At 71.3% G+C, this 16989-nt stretch carries 16 protein-coding genes, 1 other RNA gene and 2 pseudogenes; 13 read left to right on the top strand and 6 right to left on the bottom strand.

From position 1 onward, the window contains the following. Positions 1–34 precede the first annotated feature (34 nt). Entirely contained in the window at positions 35–1111 is a 1077-nt protein-coding gene (locus tag ACIBVL_RS02915; protein WP_399090718.1) for a Zn-dependent alcohol dehydrogenase, read from the top strand. 19 nt (positions 1112–1130) lie between these two features. Beyond that, a complete protein-coding gene (locus ACIBVL_RS02910; RefSeq protein WP_399090715.1) occupies positions 1131–2069 on the top strand; it encodes a 3-oxoacyl-ACP reductase in 939 nt (312 codons plus the stop codon). A gap of 63 nt (positions 2070–2132) precedes the next feature. Here ACIBVL_RS02910 and ACIBVL_RS02905 read toward each other — a convergent pair whose 3' ends face one another. Together ACIBVL_RS02905 and ACIBVL_RS02900 are read right to left on the bottom strand one after the other, a co-directional pair. Beyond that, on the bottom strand, positions 2133–2291 hold the full coding sequence (locus tag ACIBVL_RS02905) for a hypothetical protein (RefSeq protein WP_399090712.1): 159 nt from the start codon (positions 2289–2291) through the stop codon (positions 2133–2135). A gap of 93 nt (positions 2292–2384) precedes the next feature. Next, positions 2385–3545 (bottom strand): hypothetical protein, encoded by a 1161-nt coding sequence (locus ACIBVL_RS02900; RefSeq protein WP_399090709.1) that lies wholly within the window; start codon positions 3543–3545, stop codon positions 2385–2387. Positions 3546–4010: 465 nt separating this feature from the next. Here ACIBVL_RS02900 and ACIBVL_RS02895 point away from each other — a divergent pair, with 465 nt between their 5' ends. Genes ACIBVL_RS02895 through ACIBVL_RS02885 form a run of 3 tightly spaced genes read left to right on the top strand, consistent with a single transcriptional unit; the run spans position 4011 to position 7084 of the window. Next, positions 4011–4868 carry a Nif3-like dinuclear metal center hexameric protein gene (locus ACIBVL_RS02895; RefSeq protein ID WP_399090706.1) on the top strand — a complete coding sequence of 286 codons (858 nt, stop codon included), beginning with the start codon at positions 4011–4013 and terminating at the stop codon, positions 4866–4868. Further along, positions 4865–5608, top strand: coding sequence for a zinc ribbon domain-containing protein (locus ACIBVL_RS02890; protein ID WP_399092003.1), 744 nt, complete (start codon positions 4865–4867; stop codon positions 5606–5608). The genes ACIBVL_RS02895 and ACIBVL_RS02890 overlap by 4 nt, the downstream gene beginning before the upstream one ends. A 12-nt stretch (positions 5609–5620) precedes the next feature. Continuing rightward, a complete protein-coding gene (locus tag ACIBVL_RS02885) occupies positions 5621–7084 on the top strand; it encodes a bifunctional RNase H/acid phosphatase (protein WP_399090703.1) in 1464 nt (487 codons plus the stop codon). On the opposite strand, the gene eda is transcribed toward ACIBVL_RS02885, so the two are convergent. Together eda and yaaA are read right to left on the bottom strand one after the other, a co-directional pair. Next, positions 7056–7718 (bottom strand): bifunctional 4-hydroxy-2-oxoglutarate aldolase/2-dehydro-3-deoxy-phosphogluconate aldolase, encoded by a 663-nt coding sequence (gene eda, locus ACIBVL_RS02880; protein WP_399090700.1) that lies wholly within the window; start codon positions 7716–7718, stop codon positions 7056–7058. The genes ACIBVL_RS02885 and eda overlap by 29 nt on opposite strands. 76 nt (positions 7719–7794) lie before the next feature. Continuing rightward, positions 7795–8586: a peroxide stress protein YaaA gene (gene yaaA, locus ACIBVL_RS02875; RefSeq protein ID WP_399090697.1), complete on the bottom strand. Its 792-nt coding sequence runs from the start codon at positions 8584–8586 to the stop codon at positions 7795–7797. 76 nt (positions 8587–8662) lie between these two features. On the opposite strand from yaaA, the gene ACIBVL_RS02870 reads away from it, so the two are divergent. Further along, positions 8663–10111: an RNB domain-containing ribonuclease gene (locus ACIBVL_RS02870; protein WP_399090694.1), complete on the top strand. Its 1449-nt coding sequence runs from the start codon at positions 8663–8665 to the stop codon at positions 10109–10111. On the opposite strand, the gene ACIBVL_RS02865 is transcribed toward ACIBVL_RS02870, so the two are convergent. Both ACIBVL_RS02865 and ACIBVL_RS02860 read right to left on the bottom strand, forming a co-directional pair. Next, the gene (locus ACIBVL_RS02865) at positions 10053–10664 is read right to left on the bottom strand and encodes a hypothetical protein (protein WP_399090691.1); all 612 of its coding nucleotides are present in this window, start codon (positions 10662–10664) and stop codon (positions 10053–10055) included. The genes ACIBVL_RS02870 and ACIBVL_RS02865 overlap by 59 nt on opposite strands. Then, positions 10661–11416, bottom strand: a complete 756-nt coding sequence (locus ACIBVL_RS02860; protein ID WP_399090688.1) for a MerR family transcriptional regulator — start codon at positions 11414–11416, stop codon at positions 10661–10663. Before ACIBVL_RS02860 ends, ACIBVL_RS02865 begins: the two co-directional genes overlap by 4 nt. A 170-nt stretch (positions 11417–11586) precedes the next feature. Between ACIBVL_RS02860 and ACIBVL_RS02855 the strand changes: the two genes are divergently transcribed. The 7 genes and pseudogenes from ACIBVL_RS02855 (at position 11587) to ACIBVL_RS02825 (ending at position 16769) form a co-directional block, all read left to right on the top strand. Then, positions 11587–12165 (top strand): Uma2 family endonuclease, encoded by a 579-nt coding sequence (locus ACIBVL_RS02855; protein ID WP_399090685.1) that lies wholly within the window; start codon positions 11587–11589, stop codon positions 12163–12165. Between the two features lie 43 nt (positions 12166–12208). Beyond that, positions 12209–12489, top strand: a pseudogene (locus ACIBVL_RS02850) (AraC family ligand binding domain-containing protein); the annotation flags it as partial. 58 nt (positions 12490–12547) lie between these two features. Next, positions 12548–12721: pseudogene (locus ACIBVL_RS02845) on the top strand (EamA family transporter); the annotation flags it as partial. A gap of 115 nt (positions 12722–12836) precedes the next feature. After that, an RNA gene (gene rnpB / locus ACIBVL_RS02840) (RNase P RNA component class A) lies at positions 12837–13239 on the top strand. A gap of 296 nt (positions 13240–13535) precedes the next feature. Beyond that, complete coding sequence (locus tag ACIBVL_RS02835; protein ID WP_399090682.1) at positions 13536–14702, top strand: DUF262 domain-containing protein; 1167 nt, start codon at positions 13536–13538, stop codon at positions 14700–14702. After that, positions 14699–15808 (top strand): DUF3696 domain-containing protein, encoded by a 1110-nt coding sequence (locus tag ACIBVL_RS02830; protein WP_399090679.1) that lies wholly within the window; start codon positions 14699–14701, stop codon positions 15806–15808. Before ACIBVL_RS02835 ends, ACIBVL_RS02830 begins: the two co-directional genes overlap by 4 nt. After that, on the top strand, positions 15786–16769 hold the full coding sequence (locus tag ACIBVL_RS02825) for a hypothetical protein (protein ID WP_399092094.1): 984 nt from the start codon (positions 15786–15788) through the stop codon (positions 16767–16769). Before ACIBVL_RS02830 ends, ACIBVL_RS02825 begins: the two co-directional genes overlap by 23 nt. The last annotated feature ends 220 nt before the right edge of the window (positions 16770–16989 follow it).

Here is a 16989-nt window from a genome sequence, read left to right as displayed (position 1 = left end):
AACCGCCCGTAAGGGGACCGAGGGGAGCCGCACCATGCGCGCAGCCGTACTGCACGAGATCGGCCAGGACAAGCTGGAGGTCCTCGACGACGTCGAGGCGGTGGGCTTCGGGCCCGGCCGGGTCAGGATCCGGGTCCGGGCCACCGGGCTGTGCCACTCGGACCTCTCCGCGATGGGCGGGGTGCTGCCGCAGCCCGCGCCGTTCGTACCCGGACACGAGGGAGCGGGCGAGGTCGTGGAGGTGGGCGAGGGCGTCACCCGGCTCAAGCCCGGCGACCGGGTGGTGGTCTGCTGGCTGCCCGCCTGCGGCGCCTGTCCCGCCTGCAAGCGGGGCCAGACCGAGCTGTGCCTGGCCGGGTTCATGAACGCCGGCACACCCAACTTCCGCCGCTCGGGCGGGGACCTGTTCGGCTTCGCCGGGACCGGCACCTTCGCCGAGGAGGTCGTCGTCGACGCGGGCTGCGCGGTCCCCATCCCCGACGACGTGCCCTTCGACATCGCCGCGCTCATCGGCTGCGGGGTGACGACGGGGCTGGGCGCCGCACTCAACACCGCTGATGTGGAGGCCGGTTCGTCCGTCGCCGTCATCGGCTGCGGCGGGGTGGGCATCTCCGCGATCCAGGGCGCACGGCTCAAGGGCGCCGCCGAGATCGTCGCCGTCGACCCCGTCGCGGCCCGCCGGGAGGCCGCGCTCAAGTTCGGTGCCACGCAGGCGGTTTCGCCCGAGGAGCTGCCCGGAGCGAAACAACTGGTCACCGGCGGCGAGGGGTTCGACTACGTCTTCGAGGTCGTCGGCCGCTCCGCCACCGCCCGCACGGCCTACGAGAACACCCGGCGCGGCGGAACCCTCGTCGTCGTCGGCGCGGGCGCCCTGAACGACTTCCTCCAACTCAGCATGTTCGAGCTGTTCTTCGACGAGAAGCGGATCCTGCCCTCCATGTACGGCGGCGGCGACGTCCTGCGCTCCTACGAGCGGACCATCGCCCTGTGGCGGGCCGGCCGGATCGACCTCGCCGGCCTGATCACCCACCGTGTCCCGCTCACCGAGATCAACGAGGCGCTGGACCAGATGCGCACCGGCGCGGCTCTGCGTACCTGCATAGAGATCTGAGGGGACCCGGGAGACCGTCATGACACTGCCACTTGAGGGGCTGTCGGCCGTCGTCACCGGTGCCGGGCGCGGCCTGGGGCGGGCCGAGGCGCTGGAGCTGGCCCGGCTGGGCGCGGCCGTCGTCGTCAACGACTACGGACAGCCGGGACGCGACGGCTCGGGCCAGGCATCGGCCGGTCCGGCGGAGCAGGTCGTCGCGGAGATACGCGCGGCCGGGGGCACCGCGCTCGCCCACACCGGGGACGTGGCCGACTTCCCACAGGCACGTGAGCTGGTCGAGTTGGCGATCGCTGAGTTCGGCAAGCTGGACGTCGTCGTCAACAACGCGGGCATCCTGCGCGACCGCATGGTCTTCTCCATGGCGGAGGACGAGTGGGACTCGGTGATCCGGGTGCACCTCAAGGGCCACTTCAACACCACCCGCTTCGCCGCCGCGCACTGGCGGGAGCGGTCCAAGGCGGCGGGCGCTGCGGTGTACGGGCGGATCGTGAACACCGCGTCGGAGGCGTTCCTCGCCGGGTCGGCGGGGCAGCCCAACTACGCGGCGGCGAAGGGGGGAATCGTAGGGCTGACGACGTCCACGGCCCTCGCGCTCGCCAAGTACGGGGTGACGGCCAACGCGATCTGTCCGCGGGCCCGGACGCGGATGACGGCGGACGTCTTCGCCGGGTTCGAGCAGCCGGCCGAGGGGCTCGATCCGCTCGCGCCCGAGCATGTCGCTCCGCTCGTCGGGTACTTGGCCTCGCCGGCCGCCGCACGGATCAACGGGCAGGTGCTCGTGGCGCACGGCGGGATGGTCGCCGTCGTCGAACGGCCCCGGGTGCAGGCGAAGTTCGACAGCAAGCAGGACGCGTTCAGCTTCGAGGAACTGGACGGCGTCCTGGGCGCGCACTTCGCGGGCCGGCCCGAGGGGGAGACGTTCGCGGCGGCGGAGGTGCTGGGGCTGCGGCGGGGGTAGAAGCGCCGGGGAAGTGCGAAGGGGCTCGGCCGTTCTGGACGGTCGAGCCCCTTCGGCGTACTGTCAGGCAGCCGCCTCGGCCTTGTCCTCGGCCGGCTTGCGGTGCCGGCCGCTGGGTGCCGAGTCGCCGTCGTGGGACGAGACCGGGCCCCGGTGCCGGCCGTGACCGGCCGTCTCCTGGGAGTCGGCGGACAGCGGCTGCCTTGTGCTTGCGTCGCTCATTGGAGAGTTCACCCCGTCAACATGATCTTTTACAGCCGGGTGAGTTTATCCGGCACACCATGGGGCGAATCCAGGCGGCCACGCCAACCGCAGCTAGTTCGTTACAAGTCGCCCGAGCGGGGCTTGTTGGAGGGGGACCGGGCGGGGCGCGGCGGGCTCGGGAGCCGGGGGCGACTCCGGGTGCGCAGGGGCGGCCGGGGGTGCGGGGGCGGCGGTCGGTGGGGTCAGGTGGGCCACCGCACAGGGTTCCGTGTCCGTCGTGTACGGCAGCCGTAGTACGCCGTCCCGGGTCCACAGGCCACTCCCTGCCAACCATCCTTCAGGGGCGGCGAGTTGGTGCAGCTGTCGTCCCGCGGGGCGCCATACGCCGACCCAGCGGCCGAAGACGCCCTCGATGCGGAGCGCCACCGCGCAGCCCTCCGGGAGCAGCACCTGGCCGGGCTGGATGGCGAACGGCGTGAGCGTGCAGTCGGGCAGCCGCAGGGACTCCGGGAAACGGACCGGCAGCATGCTGCCCAGTACGCCCCAGCCCAGCCGGGGCTCGCCGGGGGAAGGGGCGTCCGAGCGGATGAGGAGCAGGCCGCTGTCCGGGTCGGCGAGCAGGAGGCGGTCGTCGCTGTCGGCGGCGATCTGCAGCAGCGGGGAGACCTCGCCACCGCGTTCCAGGTCCACCACGATCGCCTTGGTGCGGCCGCCGGTCTCACGGTCCAGCGCCAGCATGCGGCCCGTACGGTCCAGCCAGACGCCGCCCGAGCAGCGGCCCGGGATCTCGGCGAGGTGCTCGGGGCCGCAGGTGCCGCCGGCCACCTGCCAGAGGGCGGTGGTGTGCCGGCCCACGGCCAGGGCGTAGGCGCGTTCGCCGCAGGGGGCCGGGGGGAGCAGGTGCAGGCGGGTGCCGTGGTCCGGGCACGCCACGGAGCCCAGGGGGAGTTCGCCGGTGCCCGGGTCGGTGGGGTAGAGGAGGGAGAAGGTGTGCCGGTCCTGGACGCGCCGCCGGACCAGGACCCGTCCGTCGGCCATCGGCTGCACCTCCGTGCCGGGCTCCTCCGGCTGGTTCGCGGGAAGCGGTACGGCGTAGGGCTCGGGGCCGTCGAGGGTCCAGCGCTCCGGGAACCAGGAGTCGGGGCGGGGGCCGCGGGCGAGGCGGGCGGCGTAGGAGCCGTCCGCTGTGATCACGCAGGGGGTGGGCGAGGGGGGGGGGGTGGGGTCCTCGTCGCCGTCCTCCGCGGTGGGTTCGATCACACAGACCGTCATGGGTCGGTCACCTCCGGCGACGAAGCTAGTTTTCGTACGCGGGGGCGGGGGTGGTTGGAGGTGGGCTTCCCTCTTATGAGTGGTGCAGAAGCGATTCGTCTGAGGTGGGGGTGGGGGGTGTGTATCTGCCCGCCCGCCCGGCTCGGTGGGCAAGAGGTGACCGCCCGGGGCTCTGCCCCGGATCCCGGGTGGAGCTTGGCCCCTGCACCCCGGGGCTCTGACCCGTACGCCCGGCGGGGCTTCGCCCCTGCACCCCGGGGCTCTGCCCCGACCCCGGCCGGGTTCTGCCTCCCCCCGGGGCTTCGCCCCTCGGGGCTTCGCCCCCGCGTGCCTGCGGCGTTGTGCAGGCAGGCCACGTGCCGCCTGGAGGAGCGGGCGGGGGTGTGGGGTCGTAGGAGAGGGGCCCGCAGGGCTGGGCGGCGGCAGCGGTATTGCGGTGCAGGGCAGCCAGGTAGCCTTGCCTGCGTGCCCCGTCTGTCTGAAGTCATCGCCGCGCTGGAGAACCTGTGGCCCGCCGAGCGGGCCGAGTCCTGGGACGCGGTCGGTACCGTCGTGGGGGAGCCCGGTCAGGACGTGTCGCGCGTGCTGTTCGCCGTGGATCCGGTGCAGGACGTCGTCGACGAAGCCGTGAAGCTCGGCGCCGATCTGCTCGTCACCCACCATCCGCTCTATCTCCGGGGTACCACCACCGTCGCGGCCTCCACCTTCAAGGGGCGGGTCGTGCACACCCTCATCAAGAACGACATCGCCCTGCATGTCGCTCACACCAACGCCGACACCGCCGATCCGGGGGTCAGCGACGCCCTTGCCGGTGCGCTCGATCTGCGGGTCGTACGGCCGCTCGTGCCCGACCCGGGCGACAGTGAAGGCCGGCGGGGCCTCGGGCGGATCTGCGAGCTCGATCACCCCGTCACCCTCCGAGAGTTCGCCGCCCGCGCCGCCGAGCGGCTGCCCGCCACCGCGCAGGGCATCCGGGTGGCGGGGGATCCGGAGGCGGTCGTCAGGACCGTCGCCGTCAGCGGCGGGTCCGGGGACAGCCTCTTCGAGCACGTCCGGGCCGCCGGCGTCGACGCCTTCCTCACCGCGGACCTGCGGCACCACCCGGCCTCGGAGGCCCGGGCCCACAGTCCTCTCGCGCTGCTCGACGCGGCGCACTGGGCCACCGAGTGGCCCTGGTGCGAGCTGGCCGCAGCCCAGCTCGACGAGATCTCCGACCGGAAGGGATGGGGCCTGCGGGTCCATGTCTCCCGTACGGTCACCGACCCCTGGACCGCCCACGCGGCGTCCAACCCCACCACTAACGCCATGGGAGCCCCCAACTGAACGCCGCGCCCGCCGACCAGATCCGCCTCCTCGACGTCCAGGACCTCGACGTCCGTCTGCAGCAGCTCGCCCACAAGCGGAGGTCGCTGCCCGAGCACGCCGAGATCGAGTCGCTCGGCAAGGATCTGACGCAACTGCGCGACCTGCTCGTGGCCGCGCAGACCGAGGAGAGCGACACCGCCCGCGAACAGATCAAGGCCGAGCAGGACGTGGACCAGGTGCGCCAGCGTGCCGTCCGCGACCAGCAGCGCCTCGACTCCGGCGCGGTCACCTCCCCCAAGGACCTGGAGAACCTCCAGAAGGAGATCGTCTCCCTCGCCAAGCGGCAGGGCGACCTCGAGGACGTCGTCCTGGAGGTCATGGAGCGCCGCGAGTCCGTGCAGGAGCGGGTCGCCGAGCTGACCGAGCGTGTCGGCGCCGTCCAGGGGAAGATCGACGACGCGACCGCGCGCCGGGACGCCGCCTTCGAGGAGATCGACGGCGAGGTCGCCACGGTGACGAAGGAGCGCGAGGTCATCGCCGGGTCCATCCCCGCCGACCTGCTCAAGCTGTACGACAAGCTGCGCGAGCAGCAGGGCGGCATCGGCGCGGCCAAGCTCTACCAGCGCACCTGCCAGGGTTGCCGCCAGGAGCTGTCGATCACCGACATCAACGACATCCGCAAGGCCGCCCGCGACACGGTGGTCCGGTGCGAGAACTGCCGTCGGATCCTCGTGCGCACGTCCGAGTCCGGGCTGTAGGGGGCGTACGGCGTGCGGGAGTTCATCGTCGAGGCCGACGGCGGGTCGCGGGGCAACCCCGGGCCCGCGGGCTACGGCAGTGTCGTGATCGACGCGGTGACCGGGGAGACCCTCGTCGAGCGCGCCGAGTCCATCGGGGTCGCCACGAACAACGTGGCCGAGTACCGGGGACTGCTGGCCGGCCTGCGCGCCGCCCGTGAACTCGACCCGTCGGCCGCGGTGCGCGTCCGGATGGACTCCAAGCTCGTCGTCGAGCAGATGTCGGGCCGCTGGAAGATCAAGCACCCCGACATGAAGCCGCTGGCCGCCGAGGCCGCCCGGGTGTTCCCGGCCGGGCAGGTCACGTACGAGTGGATTCCGCGCGAGCAGAACAAGCACGCCGACCGCCTGGCCAACGAGGCGATGGACGCCGGGCGGCGGGGCGAGCAGTGGGACGCCGCCGCGTCCCGGGCCGCCCTCGACGCCCGTACGTCCATCGCCCCGTCGGCCCCGGTCGCCCCGGAGCCGTCCGGCCCGCCCGGCGACGCGACCGCCGGCGCGGCGAAGGCCCGAGAGGCGCTGGCCCGGGCCCAGACCCGCTCGACCCGTTCGACGGCTACTGCTCCGACGTCCGATTCGGCTACTGCTCCGACGACCGGGTCGGCGCCCGGCTCGGTGCCCGCCGCAACTCCCCGCCCGACAGCTGCCGCCGACACCGACACCGACACCGACCCCACGGCCGTCCCGACGGCCGAGGCCGATCTGCGCGCCGCCCGCACGGTCTCCACCTCGTCGGTCACGGAGACGCCCCCGGCCGCCACCACGGCCACCTCCGGCAAACCTTCCGTCGGCTGGGGTGCCGCCCCCGATCTCGGGGTGCCCGCCACCTTCGTGCTGCTCCGGCACGGTGAGACCCCGCTCACGCCCCAGAAACGGTTCTCCGGTCGCGGCGGCACCAACCCCTCCCTCTCAGACGTCGGCAGGGACCAGGCGGAGCGGGTGGCGGCCGCGCTCGCCCGGCGCGGGACCATCCAGCACATCCTCGCCTCCCCGCTCGCCCGCACCCGTGAGACCGCCGGCGCCGTCGCCGCCCGCCTCGGTCTGGAGGTCACCGTCGAGGACGGGCTGATCGAGACCGACTTCGGCGCCTGGGAAGGGCTCACCTTCGGCGAGGTCCGGGACCGTTACCCCGACGACCTGAACAAGTGGCTCGCCGATCCGGAGGCCGAACCCCCCGGGGGCGAGAGCTTCGCGGCCACCGCCACCCGTATCGCCGCCACCCGCGACAAACTGGTCGCCGCGTACGCGGGCCGCACGGTCCTGCTGGTCTCCCATGTGACCCCGATCAAGACGCTCGTACGGCTCGCCCTGGGTGCCCCGCCCGAGTCGATGTTCCGCATGGAACTCTCGGCGGCCTCCCTCTCGGCGGTGGCGTACTACGCCGACGGCAATGCCAGCGTGCGCCTCTTCAACGACACGTCCCACCTGCGGCCCTGAGGTAGGAGGCGGCGCGCGCCAGGCCCTCGATCCGCGCCCAGTCCCGCGCCGCCACCGCCTCCGCCGGAACCATCCACGTCCCGCCCACGCAGGACACGTTGGGCAACGCCAGGTACTCCGCCGCGTTGTCCGGGCCGATCCCGCCCGTCGGGCAGAAGCGGGCCTGCGGAAGCGGTCCGGCGAGCGACCGCAGATACGCCGTCCCCCCGGCCGCCTGCGCCGGGAAGAACTTCATGTCCCGCACCCCGCGCTCGAGGAGCGCCACCACCTCCGAGGTGGTCGACACCCCGGGCAGGAACGGCACCCCCGACGCCCGCATCGCCGTCAGCAGAACGTCCGTCCAGCCGGGGCTCACCAGGAACCGCGCCCCCGCCGCCACGCAGGCCGTCACCTGCTCCGGCGTGATCACGGTCCCCGCCCCGACCATCGCCTCCGGCACCGCCCCGGCGATCTCGCGGATCGCGTCGAGCGCGACCGGCGTCCGCAGCGTCACCTCGATCGCGGGCAGCCCGCCCGCCACCAGCGCCCGCGCCAGCGGTACGGCGGCGCGGACGTCGTCGACGACCACCACGGGCACGACAGGGGCGACGTCCAGTACCGAGGCAGCCGAAAAGGAGGGCAGCGGTGAGGTCATGCGCCTCATCCTGCCCCCGGCCTGCAACACACGCAAAGGTCATTGCGCATGCTGCAACGACATGGGTTCTGTCGGATCAGTGCACCTCGTCCACCAGCACATCCAGCGTCCACGCCGACCCCGCCCGGGCCGGCTCCCGCACCTCCACCACGTACCCGAGCTCGCGCAGCGCCTCCACCAGCTCCGCCGGGCCCTTCGGCGCGATCCCGGCCGTCAGCAGGCTCCGTACGATCCGGCCCTTCGTCGCCTTGTTGAAGTGGCTGACGACCTTCCGGGTCGGCGCGTGCAGTACCCGCACGGTCGCCGTCCGCCCGGCCACCTCGCCCTTCGGCTTCCAGGCCGCCGCGTACGCCGCCGAACGCAGGTCCAGCACCAGCCCGTCCCCGGCCGCCTCGGGCAGCACCGCCGCCATCGGCGCACGCCAGTGCGCGCCGAGCGCCCCCAGCCCCGGCAGCCTCACGTTCATCGAGCAGCGGTACGAGGGGATCCGGTCCGTCACCCGGACGGCGCCCCACAGCCCCGAGAAGACCAGCAGCGACCGAGCCGCGCGCTTCTTCGCGGCCGCGTCCAGGGAGGCCAGGCCGAGGGCGTCGTAGAGGACACCCGTGTAGATCTCACCGGCCGGCCGCGCGCCCGCCGTGCGCAGTTCCGCGTTCTTCGCGAGCTCGCCGCGCAGCCCCTCGCTCAGCCCGAGCACCTCGCGCGCCTTGTCGTTCTGGGAAGGGTCTCCCGCGCACAGCTCGACCAGCTCATCGAGCACGGCCTCACGGGCGGCCGTCAGCCCCGGCAGCGACAGCGACTCCGGCTTCAGCGGGGCGCCACGGCCGGAGGAGGCCTTGCCTTCGGAGGGGGGCAGCAGGACGAGCACGGGGGATCTCCTTCGAATGGGGCTCCGCGACAGCGTACGGCGTGCCACCGCGCGGCCCCGGTCCTAGGCTCATTGCATGCCCCGCCGCCACATTCGCGTGACCGGCGCCCCCGAAGCCCCTCTCCGGGCCGCGCTCGCCGCACTGCGTACGGAACTCGGCGTGCCGGTCGCCTTCCCGCTAGGAGTGCTGACCGAGGCCGAGCGGGCCGCGAAGGCCCCGTCCCTGCCTTCCCACGACGCCACCGACATCCCCTTCCTGACCCTCGACCCACCCGCCGCCACCGACCTCGACCAGGCACTGCACCTCTCCCGGCAGGGCAGCGGCTACCGCGTCCGGTACGCCATCGCCGACGTCGCCGCCTTCCTCGTACCCGGCGGACCGGTGGACGTGGAGGCCCACCGACGGGTGGCCACCCTCTACTTCCCCGACGGGAAGGTCCCGCTGCACCCGGCCGTGCTGAGCGAGGGGGCGGCGAGCCTGCTGCCCGGCCGGGACCGGCCCGCGGCTCTGTGGACCATCGACCTCGACGCGGACGGCCGTACGCTCGCCGTCGACCTGCGCCGCGCCCTCGTCCGCAGCCGGGCCAAGCTCGACTACGCGGGCGTACAGCGGATGATCGAGGAGGGGACGGCGGAGGAGCCGCTCCGGTTGCTGGCCACCGTGGGGCGGCTGCGGGAGGGGCTGGAGGCCGATCGCGGCGGGATCTCGCTCCACGTGCCCGAGCAGGAGATCGTCGAGCGGGACCACACCTACCACCTGACCTACCGCGCCCCATTTCCCGCCGAGGGCTGGAACGCCCAGCTCTCCCTCCTCACCGGCATGGCGGCCGCCGACCTGATGCTCGCCTCCGGCACGGGCATCCTGCGCACCCTGCCCCCCGCCCCCGACGGCGCCGTCGGCCGACTGCGCCGCACCGCGCACGCCCTGCACATCGACTGGCCGCACCACGTCTCGTACGCGCGGCTCGTCCGCTCCCTCGACCCGCACCGCCCGGCGCACGCGGCCTTCCTCCAGGAGTGCACGACCCTGCTGCGGGGCGCCGGATACACCGTCTTCCGGGACGGCGAACTGCCCGCCATCACCACCCACTCCGCCGTAGCCGCCCCCTACACCCACTGCACGGCGCCCCTGCGCCGCCTCGCCGACCGCTACACCACCGAGCTGTGCCTGTCCGCCGTCGTCGGCGAGACGCCGCCCGACTGGGTGCTCGCCGCGCTGGACGCCCTGCCGGAGGAGATGGCGGAGGGCGGGCGCCGCGCGAACGCCGTCGAGCGGGGCTGTGTCGACATCGTCGAGGCCGTGCTGCTGAGGGACCGGGTGGGGGAGGTGTTCTACGGGTGCGTGGTGGACGTCGACGAGCGGCGGCCGACCGTCGGCACCGTCCAGCTGGAGTCCCCGGCCGTCATCGGCCGCATCGACGGCGACGGCCACCACCTCCCGCTCGGCGAACGGCTGCGCGTCCGCCTCACCGCGGCCGATCCCGCGGCCCCGACGGTGCGCTTCGCCCCCGCATGGAGCGCGTGAGAGCCTGCACGAGACCGACGGCGTCATCGGCATGCAGACGCACCACGGTGACCTCCCGGCGGCGGCACAGGAAGGTGACATGCGTGACCGGCTCGGTCAGCCGGAGAGTGACCGAGGTCTGCGAGCCCACCGGGAGACTCAGTTCGCCGTCGGCGCGCTCGTGCGTGCCGCGCCGCTCGTGCCGTACCGCCGCGATCCGGTGCACAGGGATGCTCAGATCGACATGGGCGGCCTGGCGGACGCGCAGGACGTCGTCGTGGAGGACGTGCGGGCGGACGGTCCGGGCCGCGTGCAGGCCCGCCACGATCAGCAGGGTGTACAGGTCCAGGACCAGCGTCACCCCGCGCGCGGTGGGCCAGTCGCGCAGCAGTACGGACATCGTGAACGACTCCACCACGCACACGAACGCGAACCCGGCCGTCATCGGGCCCTGCCCCCGTGCGTACCCGAACGCCCGCCCCTCGCCCACCCCGTGCCGCCGCCGTGCCACCCACTGCAACAGGCTGGCCAGCAGTTGCAGTTCGTGTCGGACAAGGATGCCCGCGAGTCTCATGGCCCTTCCTCGGTGAGAATCCGCAGCGCCCGGCGGAGCGCCGCCGCCTGGGCCGGGGCGAAGTCGGCGTAGAGGGCGCGCAGGAAGCTGTTGTCCTGGTCGATGGCGGTTGTGTCCGGGAGCAGCTCGCGCGGGGTGCACTCGGCGAGCCGGCGGGCGGCCGTCTCCACCCGCGGGTCGTCGGGGCCGGCGTCGGTGAGCGCGTCGAGCAGGGCGTACGCCTCGTGGGCGCGGGCCACGGCCTCCGGGGACCGCACGACCGCGCCCACCGCCGCGAGCAGCCGCTCGCGTTCCTCGGGAGCGGCGGCCGTCTCGATCAGGGCGAGCACCTCGCGGTCCCGGGCGGCCATGGGGGAGTCGGACAACTGGTCGGCCGTCCGCGCGAACAGGGCGGAGAGTTCGGGGGAGACCGGTCCCTCGGCGGGCAGGTGGTCCGCGTCCAGCAGTGCCCGCAGCCGGGCCCGGCGGTCCCGGATCGCCGTCTCCTGGCGGGCCAGGTCCTCGTCGAGTTCGGTGAGCACCTCGACGAGGTCCTTGCCGGCGTCGTCCGCGACCACGTCCCGTACCTCCGCCAGGCCCAGGCCCAGCTCGGTCAGCCGCCGGATCCGGGCGAGGGTGACGGCGTGGCGGAGGGTGTACCGCCGGTAGCCGTTCGGGCGCCGCTCCGGCTCGGGCAGCAGGTCCAGGTGGTGGTAGTGCCGGACGGTCCGCGTGGTGACGCCGACGGCCTCGGCGAGTTCTCCGATGCGCATGTCGTCCAGTAGAGAGGTTGACGTCGCGGCAGGGTCAAGCGCGGGCGCGGCGGCGCCGTGCCTGACTGCGGCCCTGATCGTGTGCCACGATCGAGGGAACGGTTCCCGATCTCACGGACAGGTGATCCACCGATGCCCCAGTCTGCGAGCGACCGAAGGAGGGGCGTGACATGACTGCCATGGCCCATGAGCCGCTCACGCAGGAGGAGATCCTGTTGGACGGCTTTCTCGCCCTGGACACCCCTGAGGGTTTCCGGGCGGAGCTTGTCGAGGGGGAGACCGTTGTGACGCCGCCGCCGGACGGGGATCACGAGCACTACATCAGCCGGATCGTCCGCCAGGTGATCAAGCGGTCCCAGACCGACATGGACTTCTCAGGCAACAAGGGACTGAGGCTGAAGAAGGCGGAGGGTTGCCCCAAGGACCATGTGATCCCGGAAGGCACCTTCGCACCCGCGGCTCTGGAGCTCTATCGGGGTGCCGACCCCTGGATGCCGTGCCAGGGCGTAGTCATGGTGATGGAGGTGACCTCCACCAAGACCACGGCCGACCGCGAGATCAAGCGCCGCTGCTACGCCCGTGCGAGCATTCCGCTCTACTTGCTGGTTGACCGCGAAATCTCTGAGGTCACTCTCCTCGGCAACCCGAGGCAGGACGACTACCGCCGCCGCTACAGCATCCCCTTCGGCAAGCCCCTCACCCTCCCCGAGCCCTTCGCCTTCGACCTGGACACCTCGGACTTTCTCTGACCCACCCCGTGTTGCACCCCGACGAGGGAAGGGGCGCGACACGGAACAGGCACGGTGGACCAGAGCACGGCTCGGCCGGTGAGGCCGCCCCTCGACCTGCTCACCGCCCGCTTCGACAAACACGTCCACGCCCCGCACGCCCACGAGGAGTTCACGGTCGGCGTCTGCGTCGGCGGCTCCGAGATCATCGACTACCGGGGCGGCCGCATCCGCACCGGCCCGGGGTCCATCGTCGTCCTCGCCCCCGGCGAGACGCACACCGGCGGCCCCGGCAACACCACCGACGGTTACGCCTACCGCGCCCTGTACGCCGACCCCGCCCTGCCTGACCCTCGCGGCGCTCGTCTACGCACCGGCTGCGGCCGCCACCTGGCCCCAGCGGATGCCGTCGGCCACGGTCCTGGCGGCCCTCGCCGCTCTGGGGGTGATCTGCACGGCTGTCGCGTTCGTGGCGTTCCTGGAGCTGATCAAGGAGGTCGGCCCGACCCGGTCCACGGTCATCACGTACGTCAACCCGGCGGTGGCGGTGGCGGCGGGAGCCCTCTTCCTGGACGAGCCCCTCACGGCGACCGTCCTGGTGGCCTTCGCCCTGATCCTGGCGGGCTCGGTCCTGGCGACGGCCGCTGGTCCTCGGCGGGACACACGCCCGGTAACATGGTCGACACGGCAGACGAGCCGGGCGGACGGCCGCGTGGAGTCCCCCTAGGGGGCTTCCCGAGGAACGTCCGGGCTCCACAGGGCAGGGTGGTGGCTAACGGCCACCCGGGGTGACCCGCGGGACAGTGCCACAGAAAACAAACCGCCGGGGGCTTCGGCCGCCGGTAAGGGTGAAACGGTGGTGTAAGAGACCACCAGTGCCCAGGGTGACCTGGGCAGCTAGGTAAACCCCACCCGGAGCAAGGTCAAAAGGAAACACCCAGGTGTTTCTGCGCGGACGTTCGAGGGCTGCCCGCCCGAGTCCGCGGGTAGACCGCACGAGGCCGGCGGCAACGCCGGTCCTAGATGGATGGCCGTCTCCCCGGCCGCCGCGAGGCGACCGGGCGACAGAACCCGGCGTACAGCCCGACTCGTCTGCCGCTCTGCATTTTCGCAGGTCAGAGCCTGTTTCCTGAGTTGGTCAACCCCTCGGGGTCGAACCGCGCCGGCCATGCTGCAGCATCGCGGCCGGCTGCCAGCCGCCGCCCTGAACACACCGTGGACGGCGGACGCCAGTGCGGTCATCGCGCGGCCGTACGCGGCGAGGCCGACCCAGACCAAACCCGCGCTCGTACGCGCCTGTCGGGTACGCCGGGGAGGCGGAGCCGCCGCTGCCGGCGGGGATTCCGGCGACGGAACTGGTCCGGGACCAGGTCACGGATACGATCGGCCTCATGACCATCCCGGAGATCGAGAAGGCGCAGACCGTCCGAGAGGAGTACTTCCTCGACGAGGGCATGGACGTGGAGGTCGAGAGCGAGGCGGACGACGTCACGCTCGAGATCGCCAGGCCGTGGAATCCGGAGCAGATCAGGGTCAACACGAAGCAGTTCTCACTGCGCAACGCCCTGGACATGATCGACGACGAGTCGCTGGAGCTGGCTCCGGATTTTCAGAGGGGACGTGTCTGGAAGCCCGTCCAGAAGTCTCAGCTCATCGAGTCGGTCTTGCTGCAGATTCCCCTGCCTGCGTTCTACTTCGCGGAGGACGCGGACGGACTCTTGCGCGTAGTGGACGGTCTTCAGCGGCTCTCGACCATTCATGACTTCGTCCGAGGAGGGGAGAAGTCGGGTTTCGCGTTGAAGGGGCTCGAATACTTGGACGACGTGGTTGAGGGGAAGCGCTTCGATGAACTTCCCGCACCGTGGAAGCGGCGTATCAACAATGCCCAGATCATGGCGCACGTGATCGATCCGACAACTCCGCCGGAGGTCATGTACGACATCTTCAGGCGGATCAACACGCTGGGCACTCCACTCAACGCTCAGGAGATCCGGCACTGCATGAGCCGTGACCGGAGCCGTCACCTCCTCAAGGAGATGGCTGCGACGGACGCCTTCTACGAGGCGACGGGCATGCGCGAACACCTCCGGATGAACGACCGGGAGATGGCGCTGCGCTTCGCGGCGTTCTGGCTGATGGGTGTGGAGGGATACGTGGAGCACGCCGCCATGGATCCCTTCTTGCAGGAGGCAACCCGGCTTCTGGATTCGGTCAGCGAGGTCGATGATGACAAGGCATCCCGCCTTCTGGCAGATTTCAGCCGGGCCATGACCAACGCACGACTGGTCTTCGGGGATTATGCATTTCGGAAGTGGCCCGAGGGGGGCACGTGGCGGAACCCGATCAACCGTCCGCTCTTCGAAACGTGGTCCCTCACCCTTGCTCATTACGACGCCAAGGACCTCGAACGACGCAAGAACGCGATCGTGGCAGAGGCCCGCCGTCTGATGACGCGCGACATCAGCTATCTGGACGCCATCACGTCGTCCACCGGTGGCGTCAATCGTGTCACCTACCGCTTCCGCGCCACGGCGAAGGCGGCGGAGGCCGGCAAGTGATCACTTCTCTGGGCGTGAGTCACTTCAAGCGTTTTTCCGATGCGTCGTTCGAACTACGTCCGCTCACCGTGCTCACCGGCCTCAACGGCACAGGCAAGAGCACGGCCATTCAAGCCCTGCTGCTGGCCAGGCAGTTGGCCGACGTGCACAGCGGAAGCAGTGTGGTGCAGCTCAACGGGCCGTACGGGCTCGCGCTGGGCGAGGCGCACGAGGTACTGCACCCCGATGCGCCGGACTCGACCATCGAGTTCCGCCTCGCGAACGACAACGGCCAATCCGTCGTGTACCGCTTCGCCGTGCCCGATGAGCAGGCTCTCTACATCGAGGCGCTCGAAGCCCAGTTCGTGTTGCCGGAACTTAGCGGCTGGGGAAGCGAGTTCACGTATCTCTGCGCCGAGCGGCTTGGACCGAGGGACCAACTCGGTGTGTCCGCGGAGCACCCGAACGCCATCGGGGTGGGCGTCCAGGGCGAGTACACGGCCCAGGTTCTCGCCCTGCGCGACAGCGATCAGGTACCGGAAGCCCTGCTGCACCCGGACACCGAGGCGACGCACGGTGTCACCATCCTGCGCACCCAGGTCGAGACCTGGGCCTCCGACATCATCCGTCCGATCAAGATCACCGCCCAGTGGCCGCCGGGGATCACCGCGAGCACCATCAGGTTCCAGGAGCCGGGCCTGTTGAGCGAGCCGATCCGTCCCACCAACATGGGCTTCGGCTTCTCCTACGCCCTGCCCGTGATCGTCGCCGGACTACTCGCCCGGCCCGGTGATCTGCTGATCATTGAGAACCCCGAGGCCCATCTGCACCCCGGAGGCCAGTCCAAGCTGGGCCGGTTCCTGGCCCGGGTCGCGGGCACCGGCGTTCAGGTGATCGTGGAGACCCACAGCGACCATGTGCTCAACGGCGCCAGGATCGCTGTCGCGGAGGAACAGGTGCTGAACCCGGAGGGCGCGATTGTCCACTACTTCGGTGACCGGGAGGCCGGCTCGGTTCCGATCGGGTTCACGGAGCGGGGCGAGCTGACGAACTGGCCGCAGGGCTTCTTCGACCAGATCGAGCGGGACTTGGGGAGGCTGGCACGTGCCAGGCGCAGGGAGCGGTGAGCCGTACCGGTTCGTCGTGGACGAGACGTCATTCGACTTCCGAGGACTGCCGGAGGAACAGCTCACCGTTCTGCTCGACGACTTCAACGAATCCTTCGAGGAGTTACGGGAGCGCCACAAGGACAAGGTCGCCTTCTCGACCTCGTGGTACGAGGTGGAGTGCGTGGACGGGCTCAAGATCTATCAAGTGCTGTTCGAGCACGCACTTCCAGGCGTGGACCGCGACACCCTCATGAGAACACGCCTGTTGATGGACCGCTGCCCGTCCTGGGACACGGAGCCGTTCGATGGCCCGGAACTCGTCGAGGTGGACGGGGAGGTCGAGGTGGAGGCCCGGTCCATCGGCTATGCCTGGCATCACGCCAGAACCGGCCGCCATACGGCCTGCGTGGTCTTTCCCGTGGCGCACAGGCTTGGCTGGCAGGCCGTCTCCGCGGTGGAGGGTCCGAGTGGCGATCCCGAGACGGTGAAGGTCTTCTTCCTGGCCGAGCCCGCAGCCGTGACCGACTTCTGGCGGTCGCTGTTCAAACTGGAAAACGTCGCGGAAGCCGACTTCCTTGACCGTGCCAGGGAGGCGTTCCCGGGACTGGTCTTCGCCGACTCGCTCTCCTTCGGCAAGTTCGACGGCGTGTACCGGGAGCTGCGGGACTGGGTCGTGGACGTCCTGTCCGTGGTGCAGGACCACTTCGCGGATGCCCTGCGCAAGCATTCGGGCCAGCCCGATCGTGTCCAGGATGAACTCAAGCCGTACCGGCTCACGTTGTCCCCGGAGAGTTCCAATACGCACAGGAACAAGAAGGCCATGCGGCAGCGGGACGTCGACCACGACGGAGAGACCTACCGCTGCGAATGGCATGCCAAGAAGGACGGGCACCGCAACCGCGTGCACTTCAGCCTGCCGGAGCAGCGTCTCGGCGGCCGTGTCCTGATCGGCATCTTCGTGGATCACCTCGACACGTAGTGAGCGGACGGGGCGCGGCTCACCGTTGTTGAAGGGCGTAGTCGCCGATGACCTCGCCGTACGACTTGAGCAGTGACGAGTCCTGACCCGTTCGACACCGCCCTGACCCTGGCCGATTCGGGCCGCACAGAGGGCGGTCGCCTCTGCAAGTGCGGGCGGCGCGAAGAGTGTGTGGCGTGCGCCTCGCGGATTTCCGCGGACGCGTCGGCCAGGGTGCCGT

The sequence above is a fragment of the Streptomyces sp. NPDC049687 genome, assembly GCF_044465285.1.
Taxonomy (GTDB): Bacteria; Actinomycetota; Actinomycetes; order Streptomycetales; family Streptomycetaceae; genus Streptomyces.
The sequence above is the reverse complement of the archived record's forward strand: the minus strand, read 5'-3'. Positions and strand labels throughout refer to the sequence as shown.

Bases quoted from the DNA above. Each gene is read 5' to 3' on its own strand.
- ACIBVL_RS02855 (WP_399090685.1), top strand. From the start codon at position 11,587: ATGACTGCCATGGCCCATGAGCCGCTCACGCAGGAGGAGATCCTGTTG.
- eda (WP_399090700.1), bottom strand. From the start codon at position 7,718: ATGACCTCACCGCTGCCCTCCTTTTCGGCTGCCTCGGTACTGGACGTC.
- ACIBVL_RS02910 (WP_399090715.1), top strand. From the start codon at position 1,131: ATGACACTGCCACTTGAGGGGCTGTCGGCCGTCGTCACCGGTGCCGGG.
- ACIBVL_RS02905 (WP_399090712.1), bottom strand. From the start codon at position 2,291: ATGAGCGACGCAAGCACAAGGCAGCCGCTGTCCGCCGACTCCCAGGAG.
- ACIBVL_RS02835 (WP_399090682.1), top strand. From the start codon at position 13,536: ATGACCATCCCGGAGATCGAGAAGGCGCAGACCGTCCGAGAGGAGTAC.
- ACIBVL_RS02860 (WP_399090688.1), bottom strand. From the start codon at position 11,416: ATGCGCATCGGAGAACTCGCCGAGGCCGTCGGCGTCACCACGCGGACC.
- ACIBVL_RS02915 (WP_399090718.1), top strand. From the start codon at position 35: ATGCGCGCAGCCGTACTGCACGAGATCGGCCAGGACAAGCTGGAGGTC.
- ACIBVL_RS02865 (WP_399090691.1), bottom strand. From the start codon at position 10,664: ATGAGACTCGCGGGCATCCTTGTCCGACACGAACTGCAACTGCTGGCC.
- ACIBVL_RS02870 (WP_399090694.1), top strand. From the start codon at position 8,663: ATGCCCCGCCGCCACATTCGCGTGACCGGCGCCCCCGAAGCCCCTCTC.
- ACIBVL_RS02900 (WP_399090709.1), bottom strand. From the start codon at position 3,545: ATGACGGTCTGTGTGATCGAACCCACCGCGGAGGACGGCGACGAGGAC.